We start from the raw sequence: 18,504 nt of genomic DNA, 5'->3' as shown, positions 1-18,504 counted from the left end.
TCTGAAGTCATTTTTTCAGCACCCCGAACTGGCTTATATCTCCGACTAATGTTCGGCTACTTTATTTCGGATTAGTAATGTCCAGCAGAAAGCCCTTCAATTGGCAGGCAGGCTCACTCTGTTTGCTATTGTGTTACCGCTTGGTGCCCAACTGGCAGAGCTGGCGTAGCGCCTGCTAGGCCACCCGAAAGCACCAATCGTTGATCACGCCGGTGTTAACCGGGTGATCGCCTAGCGCGGTGATCCGGATCTCAAGAACACACTCACCGGCGGGCAGGGTGAGTTGCGTCTCGAACGTCCCTTCTCAGGGTATCTCGCCTGCCAGAGTGATTGACTGAACCTTGCACTTGGAATGGAAGACCACCTAGATTGTAGGCTTGTTCTGGCGTTGCTCTACTGCAATGGCGCACAAACATGGAATGACGACATGACTGCCCGCTGGCATTCCCCCTCGCTTGGCCCCGGTTTGCCGGAGATACGGAGCCTTACAGGCCTGACGAGGCCGCCTGAACCGACGGCGGGCTCGCGGCAGCTCCGCTGTGGCAGCCCAACCCCGTTACAAAGACACAAGGAAGGAAATCATGAAACCGAAAATCAGCATTATCACGCTTGGCGTGGAAGACCTGGAACGGGCCACCCGTTTTTATGAAGAAGGCCTCGGTCTGCCGAGGCAGGACTTTGAAGATGGCGGTATCTCGTTCTTCCGCCTGGAAGGCGCCTGGCTGGCGCTTTACCCCCGGGAAGAGCTCACCAAAGACATCGGGGTGGCCGGCTCCGAGCAGGGTGGTTTCTCGGGCATCACCCTGGCCCACAATGTGCCCACCAAGGCAGACGTGGACGCAGTGCTTGATCAGGCGGTTGCGGCGGGCGCTCGTCTGGTCAAACCAGCACAGGAGGTCTTCTGGGGTGGTTACTCCGGTTACTTTCAGGACCCGGAAGGGCATTACTGGGAAGTGGCGTACAACCCCTACCAGGACTTGACCTGACGCCGTGTCACGCCCGCTTGATCCCTCCATTACCCGGTGAAACCAGTCCTCCAGGTCTTGGCTGCTCCGGGCTTTTCGGTGAGTGAAAAACCGCCTGTAACACTGGCTCGTGACCTTTGTCACCAGGGGGCGTTCCTGCTTAAGGCAGGAGAAGATCCGGACCGCAGCTTGCGAAAGGCAGCAATGCGGCCACTCATAACGCCAACCAAGTGGAAGGGGGAAACATGAGCCTGTTTCTTGCACACAACGCCAAAGAAAACCCGGGCCTGAAAACCAATTCCGTAACGAAGCCGCTGGCTGCAGTGACGGGATTGATTCTTCTAGCGGGCTGCACCCATTACAGCGATACCACTGATACCACCTCTAAGCCACTGTCCGAAAAGCGGGTCATGCAGGAGGAAGGCAAAGTGACCTATTGGGTTCTCCCCGGGCCCCGCAAGCTGGATTCTGAAACCTTCGGCACCCCGGAGAACCCCAGGATGGGGCTCAAATCCAAGATCCAGGCCGCCAAGGCAACCAAGGGGCCCAAGACGGTCCCCGACCTGCTGAAAAAAGTGCCCGCCATGGTGGCCGCACCGGAGAAGGGGCGAACGGTTAAGCCCAATGGCGATTACGTCTTTGCCCAACCCACGTCCTTTTCCGATAAGGCGCGGATTATCCAGGGTCACTTTGAGGCGACCTTCACCGACATGGTGAAGACCGATCCCCCCGGCAAACCCGGTAATACCCCGGATACCGCTGAGTTCTCTGCCGAGTTTTCCGATCCCCAGGGGAATCAGTACCGGGTGGTCCTGGATCACGTGGTGAAACCACCTTTCCCCGGCTATGAAACCGAAGGGGGCGTGATGCTGGACTCCGTGCACCACGGCACCACCGGCACCGGCAGCCCGTTAATGCCCAAGGTGGATACAATCGCCGCGCTGTGGGGCGTTGGGGAGCTCTATATCAATGGCGAGCTGGTAGGCGACCACCGGGTCATGCACCTGATGACCTCGGAAGTTGTGCGGAACAAGGACTACGAGCTGGTCCACACGAAGGACCTGCCGCTGGCGCCCGAGGAGCGCCATATCAGTGGCCAGGCGCACCACACGCACCTGATGATGCCGCCGATCAAGGGGACCAAGAAGGGGCCGGTGTTCTCCCCCGTTCCCTCGGCCTTCCAGCTGCCGAATGGCAAGAAACAGCCATTCATCCACGTGATGTTCGAACAGGATCAGGTGGAAACGCTCTGATTCCGGCACCCACACGCAACAACAGGGCGGGGCCGGGCCCTCGGCCCGGGTCCGTCTCCCCATGGGCATGAATTAAGGAAGGTCTTTTATGAAACGCTTGAGCATGCTTACGTCTGCTTCAACACTCCTGCTGGTTGTGCTGGCCCTGAGCGCCGGCACGGCCTCCGCCAACAGCCAGCAGCAGGGCGAACTCAAAACCGTGGAGTTGGTAGCGAAAGAGTTCACCTTTGAACCCTCCACGGTCCAGGTCGAGCCAGGCTCCCGGGTCAGGATCAAGCTCGTGAACAAGGGCAACCTCAGCCATAACCTGCACATCAAGGGCAATGGGGGCAAGACCAAGACCCTGCAGACGGGTAAATCGGATACCATTGTGGTGACGGCTCCCGACAGCGGGACGCTGGCATTCTTCTGTAACGTGACCGGCCATAAGCAAGCCGGCATGACGGGAGAAATCGCCGTTCAAGAGTGACAGGACCAAGCCCGGAGTTCAGGATCCATGCCAAGCCTCATCCACCAGACATGCGGCCGAAGGCCTACGCACGCCCAGCCAGGGACCCATTTTCAATGGTGCGGATTCCGTGACGGTTGAAACGGCTCTCGCGGACGCGCTGGGCGGTGCTGCTGAGCCGGGCTTTGTCACCCACCTCGCCGGCGCCTTTTCGCAACGCCGCTTTGATAAAGGAGACGCCGTCCTGCTGGCCGGACAACGGTGGCAGCAGGTGCTGTTCATTGAGCAGGGGATACTGCGGCTGTGTTACAGCGACAGCGAAGGCCGGGAATTCAACAAGGGGTTCTTCCAGGAGGAGCAACTGGTCTGGCCCATGGCGCCCAGCGCCCGCCGGGCTCCCAGCCTTTTCAGCATCCTGTGCCTCGAGCCCTGCGCCCTCCGGGTGGCTGACTTTGGGTGGTTTCAGCGCCAGCTTGAGAACGCTGGACTATGGGCCGGATTCGCGTTGCCGTTCACAGAGTGGCTCGCTGACGAGAAGTTCCTTCGGGAATACGAGTTGTTGCTCTACCCTGCCCCCCAGCGCTATCAACACTTCCAGCGCCAATGCCCGGAGCTGGCGGAGCGGATTCCCGACTATCACCTGGCATCCTATCTCGGCATGAGCAACGTCACCCTGTCCCGCATCAAACACCGCGGTGTTTAGCCTGTGTTAATGCGCGGGGCGAGCGAGTGACCGAGTATGCGGTTGTTCCACTGACACAGGAGCAATCGCAATGAAGGAACTCAATGACCAAACCGTCCTGGTCACCGGCGGAACCCAGGGCATCGGACTGGCCATCAGCAAGGCCTTTTCCGAAAGAGGCGCCCGCGTGATCACGGTTGGACGCCACCGCCCCGAAGAGCCAGTCGCCGCGCACCATGTTGAAGCGAACCTGGCCACGCAACAGGGCTGCCAGGAGGTAGCCCAATGCGTCCGGGATCTTGGAGGCGGACTGGATGTTCTCGTCAATAATGCCGGCCTGGCCCGGTTCACAGCCTTTGAGGCCACGGATGATGACCTACTGGAGGCGCATCTGGCCCTGAACCTGCTGGCGCCCTATCGCCTGGTTCGCGACCTGCTCACGCCATTACGGGAAGGCGGTGGCTGCGTCATCAACATTTCCTCCTACTTTGCCCGCCGCATGCTGGCGGACCGCCCATCCTCCGCCTACTCAATGACCAAGGGCGGACTGGACGCCCTGACGCATTCCCTGGCCTTTGAACTGGGCCCTGAAGGAATACGGGTGAATGGCATAGCACCTGGCACAGTGGACACCCCTCTGTTCCGCCACAACCTGGCCGCGCTGTCGGAAACAGCCCGTAATGCGTTCCAGCAGGCCGTACCCCGGCTCTACCCGCTGGGACGGCTTGGCCAACCAGAAGACGTAGCAGCCGCGGCATGCTTCCTGGCCTCCCCCCAAGCCGGCTGGATTACCGGGGCCGTGATGCCCGTGGATGGTGGACTGACAACGCACTGAGGCAATGATGCAAGCAACAGCGGTGATCAAGCAGGTAGAACTGGAAGCGGTTAGGGACCTGACGGCAACCCGGCAGGCGCTCGCCGAACTGGTAAGCCATACCCGGATGGAACCGGGGTGCCTCCTTTTCGAGATCCACGAGCACGGCGACCGAAGGGGCCATTTCAGCCTTTGGGAACACTTCGCCGATCAGGCGGCTTTTAACCAGCACTTGGAACAAGCCCATACCCGGGCATTCTTTGAGGCAGGCTGGACGCGGGTGCTGCACAGGCAGGATCTGGCGCCGTTGGCGACGATGGCTCCGCCCTGAGAAGATCGCAAAAGGCCGGGCCAAGCCCGGCCTTCCGAACATATCGACGTCAACGGTTATGAGTCGGTACTGTCTTCGATGCTGTCACCCGTTTCCTCGGCAGTCTCGCCCATTGCCTCGGCGGCCTGCTCGGCCGTTTCCTCAGCGCCTTCCTCCATCTCGCTGGCGGCTTCCTCCGCCTTCTCAATGGCATTCTCCTGGGTGCCGGTCATATCCTCGGTCGTTTCCTCGGCACTGTCGGCGGTATCCTCGGCCATCTCCGCCGTTTCCTCGCCCGTCTCCTCCATTGAGGTGTCATCCCCACAACCGGTAATGCCCAGCGCTGCCACCAGCGCAAGACCCGTCATCCATTCACGTTTCATACGGCACTTTCCTTTATCTCCTGGAATGTGCCGGCAACTTTGACACTGTTTGACGCAAAAGCACAATAACCGGTTGATTACCATTAATTCAGTCTGATCAGCACGTTAGCACCCCCGATTTCACAGGTCGTCGTTCAGCGAGATCATCTGTGTCTTGCTGATCCGGTGCCTGTAGATCTCGCGCAGGTACTTGATCGCCTTCTTGATGTTGTCACGGTTCAGGCGGATGTCATTGATTGAGACAAAGCTGTTCCGATCGTGGCACATTTCCCGGTACTTCTTCTCATACATCGGCTTGATGGCGTACCAGTTGGTGTCGAGGATCTTGGCCGGATTCTCGAACTCGTTGAGCATCTCGTCCACCAGCTGTTCATCAAAGGTCTCGTTCCGGATGAACTCCAGCATGCTCCGGTCCAGGGCATCGTCAAAGCGGGCATGCTCGTTGGCGAAGCAACGCTTGATGTAAGCGGTAATCAGCGTCAGGAAGTCATCGCTCAGGCACGGGCTTTTAACCACCAGGGTGGTCAGCGACAGGTTGGCGGAAGCCCCGATCACCAGCGCGTAGCGCTTGAGCGTCGTGTTCGGAAAGAGCGCGTTGAGATGCGTCTTGAGCCGGTTGAGGTCCACGTAGGACAGTTTGTAATCCTTGGGCAGCGAGACGATGGACACAATCGATGAGCAGTTCTGGAAAAAATGCAGATCGCTCAGGGTCTCGGCGTTGTAGCCCGAATCCCGGAACCGTTTGAGCCGCTCGCGATAGCGCTCGGACTCGATCGGCAGCAGGCTCACCCCCTCAATCGCCTGGGTGACCTTGTTGAAGTGCGGGAGATCGATGGACCGGTAGAAGAGGTCGTCGATGTCCAGCCTGGACTCGTCCTCAAAACGGCGCCGATCACCGGCCTCATGGGGCGAACTCGGCACCACGGATTCGGCATAGGCCACCGCCACCGGGCCCGCCAGACTCATGAACAGGTCGTTGGCGTCCAGCCGGATGGTCTCGCCAATGTCCACGCCGGCACGGCGGAAGTAGTCCTCGTCGTAGTCGGTCGTCACCGCCTGGGCCGTGAGAATGTTGAAGATCTGCTGGGAGATGTACTGGTTGGCGTACTTCTCCATGGCGTTCACATCCACGTATTGGATGTTGCCGTCATCCGTCTGCTCCGCGTAGCGCATGATGTCGTTGGAGATCAGCATCATCGCGTTCCAGGGCCGGATGCGGCTCATCATGTTCTCGTCGCTGGTCTCCTCCGCGTCGAAGTTGTAGGAGAAGTCCCATTCCTCGGAGAGGTACTTGCACAGCAGCCGCCCGGCGTTGATGTGCAGCGCCTCGGACATTTCCACGCGATTGTCCTGGATATTGGGCAGGATGCAGATGCCGCTGGTGAAAATGGGCTCGAAGATGAAGGCATGATCCTGGTTCTGGAGACCGTTATCCTCCAGCCGGGGATCAAAGGTCTTGCGCATGTAGGCGTACTGCTGCGCCAGGCCGAACTCAGAGGCCATGCCGGAGCCGGTGCCGCCGCCGGCCGAGAAGATGTAGAAATAGAGCCGCGACTGGTTGGCTTTGATGCCGCAGGAGTCAATCAGGTAAGAGTGGATGTACTTCCAGTCCTGATTGTTGAACTGGTGAGTGTCCTTGTTAAGGATGATCTTGGCCAGGTACTGACCCAGTATGGGCGCGTTACCGGCGCCCCCCGCATGCACCTCGGACAGGTCCATGATCTTGAGCTTGTTGTAATCGTCCAGCAGGTAGTTGTCGTCTTCCTTGTTGTGGGTCAGCTGGATACGGCCCTCAATGTCCTTGTCCAGGTCGCCGAGCATCACCATGGGCTCGATCAGGAACACCGGTTTCACGGAATGCGGCGTGGGCAGATGGAGGCTGTTACGGATCCACCGGATCGGCCCCACTTCCTTCTCCCGGCTGCGGCGTTCCTCATTATCCAGCTCCTGCAGGTAATGGGTACGCGCACTGTGCACCAGCGCCGCCACGTCCAGCGCGATATTGGAACCGCACCGCCCCAGCCCGATCAGGCATACCGAGGGGAAGACCTGATCGTTGCGCCCCGTCTTGTCCGGCGCCGCACCGGTAATGGTATTAGGGAACACATTCGCCCGGAGCTCATCCAGGTTGGTCAGGATCTGGTCGAGATCCTTTTCCGTGAAGTACATGAACGGCTCCGGCGAGGTGGTGTTCTGACCACCGCCCCGCCGACGGGAGCTGCCCCCCTTGCCCTTGGAGCCGGACTTGGCCTGGCCACCACGGCTGTTTCTGGGCGTGGTGCTGGTGGGTTCATCCACTGCCTGCTCGGTATGACCGTTTCCGGAAGTCGTGTTCGACTCGCTCATGATCTGATACCTGCTCTGCGCCGTGCTGAATGCACAATTACTGGTTGTTCACTATCCATCAAGATAGCTGGCACCAGGCAATTCGCAATCCGGCGCTTGCAATTCCACAAAGTGCGGCACAGATGGTGGATACTGGTCTGGGGAGCGCTCAGTCCTTATACTTCCCGGGTTGGGCGCCAGAAATGAGCGGCCCGCAATCCATTCCCGGAGCCAAGCACCCATGAGCGGCCAGAGTAAAACCGCACAAGCCAGCCTGGAAGCCATGTACCGGATCTTCACGGTACCCGAGGCTCCGGACTCGACGCTCAGCCGCCTGGATCAGGATCTATCGCGGAACCTGACCGGTTTTCTGCAGGACCACATCGTGGCCCTGGAGCGGGAAATGGGCGAGATGGAGAAGGATTTCCAGGATCCCCGCGTGCCCGAAAAGCCCATTTTTGTATCGGAACAGGCGCAGTTCCTTCTGGACAAGCTGGTCTCCCAGTCCGTCCATACGGCCTCGCCCAGTTTCGTGGGGCACATGACCTCGGCCCTGCCGTACTTCATGCTGCCGCTTTCAAAAATCATGATCGCGCTCAACCAGAACCTGGTTAAGACCGAGACCTCCAAGGCATTCACGCCTCTGGAGCGCCAGGTTCTGGGCATGCTGCACCACCTGGTCTACGGCTATGAGGAGGCCTGGTACCGTGAGTGGATGCACGACCCCCACCACGCGCTGGGCGCCATGTGCTCGGGCGGCACCATCGCCAACCTCACGGCGCTGTGGGTGGCCCGCAACCAGGCTTTCCCAGCCGAGGGCGGATTCCGGGGCGTGCACCGCGAAGGCCTCTTCCGGGCCCTGCGCTTCTACGGCTATGAAGGCGCCGCCATTCTGGTTTCACAGCGCGGCCATTATTCGCTTGCCAAGGCAGCGGACGTCCTTGGTATTGGCCGGGATAACCTGATCCCGGTGGCCACGGATGCCGACAACCGCATTGATCCGGATGCACTGCGCGACCGCTGCCTGCAGCTGCAGCGACAGAAGACCAAGGTGCTTTCAATCGTCGGCATCGCTGGGACCACGGAGACAGGCCATGTGGACCCTCTGGAGACCCTGGCGGATATCGCCCGCGAGTTTGGCGCCCACTTCCACGTGGACGCGGCCTGGGGTGGCCCCACCCTGTTCTCGCGCCAGCACCGGCACCGGCTCAAGGGGGTCGATAAGGCGGACTCCGTGACCATCGACGCGCACAAGCAGCTCTATACCCCCCAGGGCGCGGGCATGGTGCTGTTCCGTAACCCGGCATCGGTGAGCGTGATCGAACACCACGCCCAGTACATCATCCGCAAGGGCTCCAAGGATCTGGGGCGTACAACACTGGAAGGCTCACGCCCCGGCATGGCCATGCTGATCCACTCCGGGCTGCGCATCATCGGGCGGGAGGGCTACGAGATCCTGATCGACCAGGGCATCGACAAGGCCCGTACCTTTGCGGGCATGATCCGTGAGCACGGTGATTTCGAGCTGATCACCGACCCCGAACTCAACATCCTGACCTACCGCTACGCGCCAACCCGGACCCAGGAGGCGTTAGGCTGGGCCGACGAGGCAACAGCGGAACGCATCAACGCCAGCCTCAACCGCATCACCCGCTTCATCCAGAAGACCCAGCGCGAGCGCGGCAAGTCCTTTGTCTCGCGGACCCAGCTGGAGCCGGCCCAGCACAACCACTACCCCTGTGTGGTCTTCCGGGTGGTTCTGGCCAACCCGCTGACCACCCACGACATCCTGGGCAACATCCTGGAGGAACAGGCCGACATTGCCCGGGAAGAACGCATTGCAGGGGAGCGCCGTGCGCTGGAGTCCGCCGTGGCGTCAGTTCTGGAAGGCAATGAGCAGGCAGCTCAATAGAGCGCCTGTTCCTCCTCAAGCACTTCGTTGATCACATCCAGGAAGATCTCGTCCGCCTCGCTGTAATTCTCCGGAATGCGCACGATGGTCTGGGCGCTGATCTCCGAGGCAATGCGGTCGCGTGCGTCACGCTCGTTGCGATGCTCGCGAGCGATCTCCATACAGCGCGCGGCAACCGTCGGCTCGCTCAGAACCTTGCGGATGAAGCCCCGGAGCTCATCAATGATTTTCTGCTGGCGGCTTTCAGTCGGCGTTGTCATCAATCTCTCCTGCCTTAAGAGGCGATTACTGAAGGGTCAGTGCACCCCAGTATAGCAATGCTATCAGACGAAGATGCCGCGCAGCGTGAAGTAGAACATGGCAGCCAGGAGCCCGGATGCCGGAACGGTAATCACCCAGGCAGCCACGATCTTGAGCATCAGCTGACGCTTGACCATCTCTTCCTGATAGATCTTTTTCAGCCGCTTGCGCTCCTTTTTCTTCAAGCGCACTTCCGTCTGCTTCTGTTTCGCCTGGCGGATCATGGCCTCCATTTCCTCAACAGAGGCACGGCGGAAATCGTCCAGGAAGGCCTGCAGCTGGTCGCGGTCCTCCCCCTTGTGGTGTTCAAGGATGCTGTGCAGGCGGCTGGCGTAGTTGGTCTTGAGTGATTCCCGCAGAAAGCCCACGCCGAACACCGCTCCCAGCGCGATGTGGGTGGAGCTGACCGGCAGCCCCAGCTGGGACGCCAGGATCACGGTGATCGCCGCCGCCAGCGCGATGCAGTACGCCCGGGTCTTGTCCAGTTCCGTGATCTCACTGCCCACCGTCCGGATCAACCTTGGCCCGTACAGCGCCAGCCCCACGGCCAGCCCGAGCGCTCCCAGCAACAACACCCACAGCGGGATGGGGGCCTCGCCGGCGATGCTGCCAGCGGTAATGGCCTCATTGATGGCCGCCACCGGGCCAATGGCATTGGCCACATCGTTGGCACCGTGAGCGAATGACAGCAGCGCTGCTGCAAAAATCAGCGGCATGGTGAAAAGGCCGTTGACCCCTTCCGCACTGTTGGACATGGTCGCGGCCTGGCTCGCAATCCGGCTCCGCACCACCATGAAGGTAACAGCCGCGATCACCAGCCCCACGCCACTGGCCTCCAGGAAACTGGCCTTCCACAGCTCCGGCAGCCCCTTGACGATCAGGTAAGTGACAAACGCCCAGGCCATGATCGCAATCAGCCAGGGCACCACCTTCCGGGCCGCCATCACCCGATCCGGCTGGTAGAGCACGCTCACTTTGATCAGATAGAGAAAGGCAGCGGAAATCAAACCACCCAGAACCGGGGAAATGACCCAGGAGGCCACGATGCTGCCCATCACGCCCCAATTGGCAATAGCGAGCCCACCGGCCGCCATTCCGGCGCCGAGCACCCCGCCCACTATGGAGTGCGTGGTGGAAACCGGTGCCCCCAGTATTGTTGCCAGGTTGAGCCACATGGCGCCCGCCAGGACGGCGCCCGTCATCAGCCAGATGAAGTTGCGGGGGTCCCCCACCATCTGCGGGTTGATGATGCCGCCCTTGATGGTGCTGATCACTTCACCGCCGGCAATCAGGGCACCCGCCGCCTCGAAGATGGCAGCGATGATGACCGCTCCGGTCATCGTCAACGCCCCGGAGCCCACCGAGGGCCCAACGTTGTTCGCCACGTCGTTCGCCCCGATGTTCATGGCCATATAGCCGCCAAAGAGGGCGGCGACCAATAACAGCGGGGATCCGGGAACGGTCAGGCCACCGAAATGCATGAAAGCCCAGATCAGGAGCAGGAAGAGCGCGCCCACACCCAGTCGGAAAAGGCGGGCAGCGGATGCATCGGAGGCAAGGTAATCGAGCGATGCGGACTCGGGAGCGGCTGGCTGGTTCATGAGTCACCGTTTGTGAGGTCGGACTGATGATGGCAGTCGCACTATAATGGACACTGTCACAAAAATGAAAGGTCTGTCACCGCAGCAGCGGTTCCACTGCCCCCAGGGCTCGCAAGGTGACGCTGGCACGCCTTGAGGGCACGGGAAGGAGACGTCAGCTTCGCTGGCGGACCAGGGCTTCCTGGGCCACGGAGGCCACCAGCTCACCGGCACGGTTGAATAGCGTGCCGCGGTTCATGCCCCGCCCTGACGAGGCGCTGGGGCTGTCCATGTTATACAGCAGCCAATCATCCAGCTGCAGGGGCCGATGGAACCAGATGGCATGGTCAAGGCTGGCAACCTGCATCCCGGGCGTGGAAAACCCAACTCCGTGGGGACGCATGGACGTGGCAAGCAGCCCGAAATCCGAGGCATAGGCCAGAATGGCCCGGTGCAGCACAGGGTCGTCCGGCAACGGGCCGCGGGCGCGGAACCAGCTCTGGCGGTAGGGATCCCCGGGCTCCGGATTGATGGGGTCCGTTGGATCGACCGGGCGTATATCGATCGCCCGCTCCTTCATCATCTGCTCACGCCGCTCTTCAGGGATCAGATGCCGCACCTGCTCACGCAGCGCCTGCTCGGAGGTGAGGCCTTCCGGCTCCGGTGCGGAAGGGGCTTCAAGCTGATGTTCAAAGCCTTCCTCGGAAGCCTGGAACGAGACCATGGCCGTCAGGATCTCGCGCTCATCCTGGCGCGCAATGACGCGCCTGACGGTGAACGAGCCCCCGTCACGCACGCGCTGGACCTCATAATCAATGCCCCGATGCGGATTGCCCGGGCGCAGGAAGTAAGCATGCATGGAATGCGCCAGCCGCCCCTCAACCGTACGGCTGGTGGCCATCAGGCCCTGGCCGAGCACCTGCCCGCCGAAAACATTGGGAAAACCAAGATCATCGCTTTCACCACTGAAATGGTCATCACCCAGCGGTGCCACGTCCAGCAACCCGACCAGCTTGCGCGTTACCTCTTCCATCACTCCGGCTCCCATCCTCACGCCGGCAGGATCGCCGGCACCTGTTTTGACAGCGACTGCTTCTCGGTGGCGCAGTCGCCGGTTAACGCGAACCCGAGCAGTTCACCCTCGTTCGAGCGGAAAAGGAGCCGCAGGCTGCGACCCTCGCCCTCTACATGCCACTCACCCTGGGCATCGGCCGGCGGCGGGCACACCGCCACGGGGCACGCCGGCGTTTTCACCGTAACCGGCATGCTGGCGTAGTGCACGGGCGTGGGCTCGCCGGTGAGCGTCTTGGCCAGCGAGCGGGCCGCCGCCATCAGGGGCATGACGTAGGGCAGCACATGCCCGCACACCTCGGCACAGTCGCCCAGGGCATAGACACTGGGGGCGCTGGTCTCCAGATACTGGTTTACCTGGATACCACGACCGCACACCAGACCGGCGGCCTGTGCCAGTTCGGTGCGCGGCTTCAGTCCCACCGCGGCCAGACCGAGATCCGCCTCAATCACCTGGCCGTCATCCAGGGTGATGCTGACCCCTTCGGGGGTACGATGCACCGCCGCCGCGCTGCGTTCCAGATGGAACCGCACCCCGGCCGCCTCCAGCCCGGCCCGTACAGCCCCGGACGCGGCTTCCGGAAGCAGGCCGGGCAGTACCCGGGCATCCGGGGCGATCACATCCACGTCATAGCCGCCATTGATCAGGTCATTGGCGAACTCACAGCCAATCAACCCGGCACCCAGGATCACCACATGACCAGCGTTGGCTGCCGCCTCACGGAAGCGTCCGTAGTCCGTTAGATCGTTCACCTGATGGAGCGCTTCGAGACCATCCCCTGCCAGTGGAACCCGGATCGGGTCCGCGCCCCAGGCCAGGACCAGGCGACCAAAATCAACAGGGCCGGCATCCGTCTGGATCCGCCCCGCCTCCGGATCAATGGACTCAACATGGGTGCGGGTCAGTATGCGGGCATCAAGCGCTTGAGCCTGCGCCTCGGCATCCGCCTGCGCCAGTTCGTCCGCGGCCTTGCCCTTGGCGAAGCCGTTGGAGAGCATGGGCTTGGAGTAGCTGCGGCCATCGTCGGCAGTGACCAGCACCAACGGTGTTTCCGTATCCAGCTTGCGCAGTTCACGGGCCAGGGTATAGCCCGACAGACCGGTTCCGATGATGACAATGGGCAGGGACTGTTTCTGGGTCATGGGCGGGGCTCAGTCGATTTCAACCATCTCAAAGTCTTCCTTGCCCACACCACAGTCCGGGCAGGTCCAATCCTCGGGCACATCCTCCCAGCGGGTGCCCGGCTCAATGCCATCCTCAGGCCAGCCTTCCGCCTCGTCGTAGATGAATCCACAGACTATGCACTGCCACTTTTTCATGGCCTACTCCTTAACGAATGACAAAAACGTGGAGCGCATTCTAACCAAATACCTCCTCCGGATTACACCCGACAGTGTCAGAATCGGGACAATCCGGTGCCGTGGCGTTATACTTCGGCTTTTAAAGCCACCCATGCCGTGGAGAGCACGACCCGTCATGTCCCGGAACACAGCGGCAATGCAGCAGATCTACGACGAGTCTGACTGCATCTACACAGAATCCCAGGTGAATGAAGCGCTGAACCGGCTCGCCGGTGAGGTCACCACCGCCATCGGTGACCGCGACCCATTGATCCTCTGCATCATGAATGGCGGGCTGGTGGTCGCCGGGCAGCTACTGCCGCGACTGACCTTCCCCCTGCAGCTGGACTACGCCCAGCTCTCCCGGTACCGGGGCAATACCACCGGTGGCGACCTGGAATGGAAGGTCCACCCGCAGACGCGGCTGAGCGGGCACTCCATATTGATTGTGGACGACATCCTCGACGAGGGCGACACCATGGCCGCACTGGCCGATGCCTGCCGCACCGAGGGCGCCGAGCAGGTCTGGACGCTGGCACTGGTGGAAAAGCACCACGAGCGCAAGAGCCAGCCGGCCTTCGAGGCGGATTTCATTGGCCTGGAAACGCCGGACCGCTACCTGTTCGGCTATGGCATGGACTACCAGGGCTACTGGCGCAACGCGCCCGGGATCTACGCGGTCCGGGGCCTGTAATCCCATGGAGGAGCCCATCCGGGGCTTCCGCGAACGCCCCTGGCACTCGCTGCCGCGCCACCAGCGCCGTGTGGTCCGCCACCGCGGCTCATTAACGCGGCTGTTGCGCGCCTTCACACGCAATGATTTCCGGGTGCGTGTGCTGAGGGAGGGGTACCAGGTGCCACAACCGGATGAAGCCATGGCACTCGGGCTGCCGCCCCGCCAGCGGGCCTGGGTACGGGAAGTCCGGCTGCTCGGCGACGGTAAGCCGTGGGTGCAGGCACGCACCGTGATCCCGCTCCACTGCCTCAAGGGCGCCAATCAGCGACTGCGTCACCTCGGCAACCGCCCCCTGGGGTCCGCTCTTTTCGGGCAACAACCCTGGCACCGGGAGGCATTCACCTGTGGCCAGACGGCCCCGCACCAGCCTTCCGGCCCACACCCGGCGCGGCGCTCGCGTTTCCGGCGCGGTCGATGTACCCTGCTGGTCACGGAGTGCTTCCTGCCCCTTTTGTGGGACGATCTCAGGGACCAGGCCGTGCGCCGCCACCCAACCCACGGGGACAGCCTCCGGCCACTCTAAGTCACGAGCCGCAACGGACAGGGAACCATGACGACGACACGCCTTCAGCCCGCACTGGCACGGGTGCGTGAGCGCCTTCCGGATTTCATACAACTGATGCGGATCAACCGGCCCATTGGCAGCCTGCTGCTGCTCTGGCCCACCTGGTGGGCCCTGTGGCTGGCTGCCGAGGGCGTCCCGAGCCTGACCAACCTGGTGGTTTTCACCCTCGGCGTTTTTTTCATGCGCGCCGCCGGCTGTGTCATCAATGACTACGCCGACCGCGATTTCGACGGCCATGTAAAGCGAACCCGTGAACGCCCCCTCGCCACTGGTCGTGTGCGCCCGGGCGAAGCCCTCGCCCTGTTCCTGGGGCTGTGCCTGGTGTCGTTCCTGATGGTGGTGCTGTTCACCAACCAGCTGACGCTCTGGCTGTCGTTTGGGGGCGTGGCACTGGCGTTTGTGTACCCCTTCATGAAGCGCTACACCCACCTGCCCCAGGTGGTTCTGGGGGCGGCCTTCTCCTGGGCCATTCCCATGGCCTGGGCCGCGGAGGCCGGCGAGGTCACCCGCATTGCCTGGCTGCTGTACATCGCCAACCTGGTCTGGACCGTGGCCTACGACACCCTTTACGCCATGGTGGACCGTGACGACGACCTGAAGGTCGGCATCAAGTCCACGGCCGTGCTTTTCGGGGATATGGACCGGGCCGCGGTGGGCGTTCTACAGGCAACCGCCCTCCTGACCCTGTTGCTGGTTGGACTGCAGACCGAGCTGGGCGTGTTGTTCATTCTGGGCGTCATTGCCATGGGCGGGCTTTTTGGTTACCAGCAGTGGCTGGCCCAAACGCGGGACCGACAGCGCTGCTTCCAGGCCTTCCTGAACAACAACTGGGCCGGGTTTGCGGTGTTCCTGGGGCTTGCACTGGATCTGGCGCTGTCATGAAACTGTCATACAGGCACGGTGTAATGGCGTGGTAACCCAACCGAAAGACGTGACTTCCATGGCTGAGAAAACCGTCCTGATTGTTGATGACGAGCCCTCCATCCGCGAAATGATCGCGGTGGCACTGGAGATGGCCGGCTATCACTACATTGAGGCCGGGGATGCCCGTCAGGCGCACAGCCTGATCGTGGACGAGCGACCGGACCTGATCATCCTGGACTGGATGCTGCCCGGAACCTCGGGCATTGACCTGGCCCGGCGCCTCAAGCGCGATGAAGGCACCGCGGAAGTGCCCATCATCATGCTGACGGCGAAAACAGAGGAGGATAACCGGGTACAGGGCCTGGAAGTAGGCGCGGACGACTACATCACCAAACCCTTCTCTCCCCGGGAGATGGTCGCCCGTCTCAAGGCCGTGCTCCGGCGTTCGACACCACCGGGCATGGACACACCGGTGGAGATTGGCGGCATCCATCTGGACCCAGCCGGCCACTGGGTGAGCGTCAACGGTGAGCCCGTCAATATCGGCCCTACCGAGTACCGCTTGCTCCAGTTCTTCATGACCCATCCGGACCGGGTCTATACCCGGGAGCAGCTCCTGGACCAGGTCTGGGGCGCGGGGATCTATGTGGAGGAACGCACCGTGGACGTCCACATACGCCGGCTCCGCAAGGTCCTGGGCGAGGAACACGGCAAGCTCGTGCAGACGGTCCGGGGTGCCGGTTACCGCTTTTCCGCGCGCCAGCAGTGATTCAACAGGGACGCGATGAGTACAGGCCTGAAACAGCACCTCCGCCGACTGACTCTGCTGCTCCTGGCGGCCCTGGTGGTGGGTTGGCTGCTGGGCTGGCCCGCCCTGCTGCTGGCCGTGACGCTGGCCTGCTACACGGGGTGGACGTTGCGCCAGCTGGCCCGCCTCCACCTGTGGCTCAAGCGCAGTAGCCGCGAAGCCGAGCCGCCCGAGGCGCCGGGCCTGTGGGGCGAGGTGATGGACGACATCTACCGTCTCCAGAGACGCCACCTGGGCGCGAGGGACCGGCTCCAGAGCATGATCAACCGCGTCCGGGAATCCACCAACGCCCTGCGGGACGGCGTTGTCATGACCGACGCGGCCGGCTCCATGGAGTGGTGGAACCAGGCCGCCGAACACCTCTGTGGTTTCGACAGCACGCGCGACCAGGGGGAATACATCCACAACCTGATCCGCACCCCGGAGTTCCGGAACTATTTCGAGGCCAAGGCGTACGCGGAGCCCCTGGAAATCGAGTCCCCTGCGCGCCCACGCACCCGGCTCCAGATTGAAATCAACCTTTTCGGCGAGGACGACCGGCTCATCACCATCAAGGATGTGACCCGCCTCTACCAGCTCGAAAAAATGCGGCGGGATTTTGTCAGCAACGTCTCCCATGAAATGCGCACGCCGCTGACGGTGCTCAACGGGTACCTGGAAACCCTGGCGGAACAGAGCGACCGCATGCCCACGGGCTGGCAGCGCCCGATGGAGGCCATGCGCCACCAGGCCAGCCGCATGGAGGCGTTGATCACGGATCTTCTCCTGCTGTCACGGCTGGAAACCAGTGCGCACAACACCAGTGACATGGAATGCGTGCCGGCGGACCTGCTGCGCCAGATCCAGAAGGACGCCATGGCCCTGAGTGGCGACCAGGGGCACGAGATCGAGCTGCGCATCAGTGACAACCGCAGCATCCACGGCGATGCGGAACAACTGCGCAGCGCCTTTTCGAACATCATCTTCAATGCCGTGAAATACACCCCGGGCGGCGGCCACATTTACGTGGATTACAGCACCAATGACGAAACCATCACCCTCAGCGTTACGGACGACGGGCCAGGCATTGATCCGGAGCACATCCCCCGGCTCACGGAACGCTTCTACCGCGCCGACCCCAGCCGCAGCAAGGAAACCGGGGGCACCGGGCTGGGCCTGGCGATCGTCAAGCACATCCTCTACAACCATGATGGCTACCTGACCATCGACAGCACCCCGGGACGCGGCAGCACCTTCCGGTGCCACCTGCCTGCCAGCCGCATCATCCCTGAAAACGGGCAATGAAGTGGCTCAGATCCGCCAGTTTCTGGGGATCGTCATCCACAAACCGCACCACGATCTGGACGAACTTGGTGTCCGGGTTCTTTTCCTGGGCCTGCAGCTGGTAGACGTAGCCGTTCAGGCGCGCCATCTTCTCGCCCAGATCCATATCCACCACCGCCTGCTCCAGAATGCCCGGCAACTGGTCACCGCTTTTGGCGCTCACCCGCACCTCATTCAGGGTCACCGCCCTTAGCACGCCCCTCAAGGCCGCCTCCGAGAAGCGCAGGTCCACCATGGTGGGCTCCTTACCCCGGGGTTTCGCCACCGCCTTTCCGGACGCGGCTTCCGTGGCCTGGGCTGGTTCGGCCGGGGTCTCACTGGCCTGAGCCGGTGCGTCTTTCGGCGTTTTCTGCGCCTTCCCGCCTCCGGTCAACAGGTCGGCGGACTGGCGGAACGCATCCGTTGACCCTCCCGAGCTGGGATCCGGCTCACCAAGCTGGTTGCCGAGCACCTTCCTGACCTTCTTGCCCAGGGATTCCGGACTGAAAGGCTTGCCGAGATAGTCGGTGACGCCTTCGCGGATGGCCTCCACGACATGCTCCTTGTCCCCCCGGCTGGTCACCATCACAAAGGGGGTGCCACTGTACTGGTTGTGTCCCCGTGCCCACTGCAGCAGTTCCAGCCCGGAGACTTCGGGCATTTCCCAATCACACAGGATCAAATCAAACCGTTCACGCCCCATCAGCGTCTGCGCCTTGCGGCCATCCGCTGCTTCATGGAGTTCAATGGACGGGAACTGGGAGCGCATGGTCCGCCTCACCAGGTCCCTGACGAAGCTGGCATCATCCACCACCAGAGCCTTGAGTCTACTCATCACAGGTATT

The 18,504-nt window shown here is 62.0% G+C and carries 20 protein-coding genes; 12 read left to right on the top strand and 8 right to left on the bottom strand.

The annotated features are described in order from the left end of the window. Positions 1–581 precede the first annotated feature (581 nt). The 6 genes from AC1RQI_RS13740 to AC1RQI_RS13715 all read left to right on the top strand — a co-directional run bounded on the left by AC1RQI_RS13740 (position 582) and on the right by AC1RQI_RS13715 (position 4,493). The gene (locus AC1RQI_RS13740; protein WP_416632769.1) at positions 582–986 is read left to right on the top strand and encodes a VOC family protein; all 405 of its coding nucleotides are present in this window, start codon (positions 582–584) and stop codon (positions 984–986) included. 224 nt (positions 987–1,210) lie between these two features. Further along, positions 1,211–2,218 (top strand): hypothetical protein, encoded by a 1,008-nt coding sequence (locus tag AC1RQI_RS13735; protein WP_481905224.1) that lies wholly within the window; start codon positions 1,211–1,213, stop codon positions 2,216–2,218. Between the two features lie 88 nt (positions 2,219–2,306). Further along, positions 2,307–2,687: a cupredoxin domain-containing protein gene (locus AC1RQI_RS13730; RefSeq protein WP_481905223.1), complete on the top strand. Its 381-nt coding sequence runs from the start codon at positions 2,307–2,309 to the stop codon at positions 2,685–2,687. Positions 2,688–2,796: 109 nt separating this feature from the next. Then, entirely contained in the window at positions 2,797–3,369 is a 573-nt protein-coding gene (locus tag AC1RQI_RS13725; RefSeq protein ID WP_481905222.1) for a Crp/Fnr family transcriptional regulator, read from the top strand. A gap of 70 nt (positions 3,370–3,439) precedes the next feature. Further along, positions 3,440–4,183, top strand: coding sequence for an SDR family NAD(P)-dependent oxidoreductase (locus AC1RQI_RS13720; RefSeq protein WP_481905221.1), 744 nt, complete (start codon positions 3,440–3,442; stop codon positions 4,181–4,183). A 4-nt stretch (positions 4,184–4,187) separates the two neighbouring features. Beyond that, entirely contained in the window at positions 4,188–4,493 is a 306-nt protein-coding gene (locus AC1RQI_RS13715) for a putative quinol monooxygenase (protein ID WP_481905220.1), read from the top strand. A 56-nt stretch (positions 4,494–4,549) separates the two neighbouring features. On the opposite strand, the gene AC1RQI_RS13710 is transcribed toward AC1RQI_RS13715, so the two are convergent. After that, on the bottom strand, positions 4,550–4,855 hold the full coding sequence (locus tag AC1RQI_RS13710) for a hypothetical protein (protein ID WP_481905219.1): 306 nt from the start codon (positions 4,853–4,855) through the stop codon (positions 4,550–4,552). A 120-nt stretch (positions 4,856–4,975) separates the two neighbouring features. Then, positions 4,976–7,201 carry a hypothetical protein gene (locus AC1RQI_RS13705; RefSeq protein WP_481905218.1) on the bottom strand — a complete coding sequence of 742 codons (2,226 nt, stop codon included), beginning with the start codon at positions 7,199–7,201 and terminating at the stop codon, positions 4,976–4,978. Between the two features lie 220 nt (positions 7,202–7,421). Here AC1RQI_RS13705 and panP point away from each other — a divergent pair, with 220 nt between their 5' ends. Further along, a complete protein-coding gene (panP, locus tag AC1RQI_RS13700; protein ID WP_481905217.1) occupies positions 7,422–9,092 on the top strand; it encodes a pyridoxal-dependent aspartate 1-decarboxylase PanP in 1,671 nt (556 codons plus the stop codon). On the opposite strand, the gene AC1RQI_RS13695 is transcribed toward panP, so the two are convergent. The 5 genes from AC1RQI_RS13695 to AC1RQI_RS13675 form a co-directional block, all read right to left on the bottom strand. Continuing rightward, entirely contained in the window at positions 9,086–9,352 is a 267-nt protein-coding gene (locus AC1RQI_RS13695) for a hypothetical protein (RefSeq protein ID WP_416632775.1), read from the bottom strand. The genes panP and AC1RQI_RS13695 overlap by 7 nt on opposite strands. Positions 9,353–9,415: 63 nt before the next feature. Continuing rightward, complete coding sequence (locus AC1RQI_RS13690) at positions 9,416–10,993, bottom strand: inorganic phosphate transporter (RefSeq protein WP_481905216.1); 1,578 nt, start codon at positions 10,991–10,993, stop codon at positions 9,416–9,418. Positions 10,994–11,147: 154 nt separating this feature from the next. Further along, positions 11,148–12,005, bottom strand: coding sequence for an acyl-CoA thioesterase (locus AC1RQI_RS13685; RefSeq protein WP_416632777.1), 858 nt, complete (start codon positions 12,003–12,005; stop codon positions 11,148–11,150). 17 nt (positions 12,006–12,022) lie between these two features. After that, positions 12,023–13,186, bottom strand: a complete 1,164-nt coding sequence (locus AC1RQI_RS13680; RefSeq protein ID WP_481905215.1) for an NAD(P)/FAD-dependent oxidoreductase — start codon at positions 13,184–13,186, stop codon at positions 12,023–12,025. A 9-nt stretch (positions 13,187–13,195) separates the two neighbouring features. Further along, positions 13,196–13,363 carry a rubredoxin gene (locus AC1RQI_RS13675; protein ID WP_416632779.1) on the bottom strand — a complete coding sequence of 56 codons (168 nt, stop codon included), beginning with the start codon at positions 13,361–13,363 and terminating at the stop codon, positions 13,196–13,198. A gap of 157 nt (positions 13,364–13,520) precedes the next feature. On the opposite strand from AC1RQI_RS13675, the gene AC1RQI_RS13670 reads away from it, so the two are divergent. Genes AC1RQI_RS13670 through phoR form a run of 5 tightly spaced genes read left to right on the top strand, consistent with a single transcriptional unit; the run spans position 13,521 to position 17,641 of the window. Beyond that, the gene (locus AC1RQI_RS13670; RefSeq protein ID WP_416632780.1) at positions 13,521–14,078 is read left to right on the top strand and encodes a hypoxanthine-guanine phosphoribosyltransferase; all 558 of its coding nucleotides are present in this window, start codon (positions 13,521–13,523) and stop codon (positions 14,076–14,078) included. Between the two features lie 4 nt (positions 14,079–14,082). After that, positions 14,083–14,643, top strand: coding sequence for a chorismate--pyruvate lyase family protein (locus tag AC1RQI_RS13665; RefSeq protein ID WP_481905214.1), 561 nt, complete (start codon positions 14,083–14,085; stop codon positions 14,641–14,643). Positions 14,644–14,670: 27 nt separating this feature from the next. After that, complete coding sequence (gene ubiA / locus AC1RQI_RS13660) at positions 14,671–15,567, top strand: 4-hydroxybenzoate octaprenyltransferase (RefSeq protein ID WP_481905213.1); 897 nt, start codon at positions 14,671–14,673, stop codon at positions 15,565–15,567. Positions 15,568–15,625: 58 nt separating this feature from the next. After that, complete coding sequence (phoB, locus tag AC1RQI_RS13655) at positions 15,626–16,318, top strand: phosphate regulon transcriptional regulator PhoB (protein ID WP_416632783.1); 693 nt, start codon at positions 15,626–15,628, stop codon at positions 16,316–16,318. Positions 16,319–16,333: 15 nt separating this feature from the next. Beyond that, positions 16,334–17,641, top strand: a complete 1,308-nt coding sequence (gene phoR / locus AC1RQI_RS13650) for a phosphate regulon sensor histidine kinase PhoR (protein WP_416632784.1) — start codon at positions 16,334–16,336, stop codon at positions 17,639–17,641. On the opposite strand, the gene AC1RQI_RS13645 is transcribed toward phoR, so the two are convergent. Continuing rightward, positions 17,619–18,494, bottom strand: coding sequence for a response regulator (locus AC1RQI_RS13645; RefSeq protein ID WP_416632785.1), 876 nt, complete (start codon positions 18,492–18,494; stop codon positions 17,619–17,621). The two genes, phoR and AC1RQI_RS13645, sit on opposite strands and share 23 nt — an antisense overlap. Positions 18,495–18,504 lie beyond the last annotated feature (10 nt).

It is taken from the genome of Salicola sp. AFF1, assembly GCF_056783195.1.
This window is presented reverse-complemented; position numbering and strand designations above follow the sequence as displayed.

Bases quoted from the DNA above. Each gene is read 5' to 3' on its own strand.
- AC1RQI_RS13690 (WP_481905216.1), bottom strand. From the start codon at position 10,993: ATGAACCAGCCAGCCGCTCCCGAGTCCGCATCGCTCGATTACCTTGCC.
- AC1RQI_RS13665 (WP_481905214.1), top strand. From the start codon at position 14,083: ATGGAGGAGCCCATCCGGGGCTTCCGCGAACGCCCCTGGCACTCGCTG.
- AC1RQI_RS13710 (WP_481905219.1), bottom strand. From the start codon at position 4,855: ATGAAACGTGAATGGATGACGGGTCTTGCGCTGGTGGCAGCGCTGGGC.
- AC1RQI_RS13730 (WP_481905223.1), top strand. From the start codon at position 2,307: ATGAAACGCTTGAGCATGCTTACGTCTGCTTCAACACTCCTGCTGGTT.
- AC1RQI_RS13685 (WP_416632777.1), bottom strand. From the start codon at position 12,005: ATGGAAGAGGTAACGCGCAAGCTGGTCGGGTTGCTGGACGTGGCACCG.
- phoB (WP_416632783.1), top strand. From the start codon at position 15,626: ATGGCTGAGAAAACCGTCCTGATTGTTGATGACGAGCCCTCCATCCGC.
- AC1RQI_RS13675 (WP_416632779.1), bottom strand. From the start codon at position 13,363: ATGAAAAAGTGGCAGTGCATAGTCTGTGGATTCATCTACGACGAGGCG.
- AC1RQI_RS13695 (WP_416632775.1), bottom strand. From the start codon at position 9,352: ATGACAACGCCGACTGAAAGCCGCCAGCAGAAAATCATTGATGAGCTC.
- AC1RQI_RS13645 (WP_416632785.1), bottom strand. From the start codon at position 18,494: ATGAGTAGACTCAAGGCTCTGGTGGTGGATGATGCCAGCTTCGTCAGG.
- AC1RQI_RS13735 (WP_481905224.1), top strand. From the start codon at position 1,211: ATGAGCCTGTTTCTTGCACACAACGCCAAAGAAAACCCGGGCCTGAAA.
- AC1RQI_RS13715 (WP_481905220.1), top strand. From the start codon at position 4,188: ATGATGCAAGCAACAGCGGTGATCAAGCAGGTAGAACTGGAAGCGGTT.
- AC1RQI_RS13705 (WP_481905218.1), bottom strand. From the start codon at position 7,201: ATGAGCGAGTCGAACACGACTTCCGGAAACGGTCATACCGAGCAGGCA.
- ubiA (WP_481905213.1), top strand. From the start codon at position 14,671: ATGACGACGACACGCCTTCAGCCCGCACTGGCACGGGTGCGTGAGCGC.
- AC1RQI_RS13680 (WP_481905215.1), bottom strand. From the start codon at position 13,186: ATGACCCAGAAACAGTCCCTGCCCATTGTCATCATCGGAACCGGTCTG.
- AC1RQI_RS13740 (WP_416632769.1), top strand. From the start codon at position 582: ATGAAACCGAAAATCAGCATTATCACGCTTGGCGTGGAAGACCTGGAA.
- panP (WP_481905217.1), top strand. From the start codon at position 7,422: ATGAGCGGCCAGAGTAAAACCGCACAAGCCAGCCTGGAAGCCATGTAC.
- phoR (WP_416632784.1), top strand. From the start codon at position 16,334: ATGAGTACAGGCCTGAAACAGCACCTCCGCCGACTGACTCTGCTGCTC.
- AC1RQI_RS13670 (WP_416632780.1), top strand. From the start codon at position 13,521: ATGTCCCGGAACACAGCGGCAATGCAGCAGATCTACGACGAGTCTGAC.
- AC1RQI_RS13720 (WP_481905221.1), top strand. From the start codon at position 3,440: ATGAAGGAACTCAATGACCAAACCGTCCTGGTCACCGGCGGAACCCAG.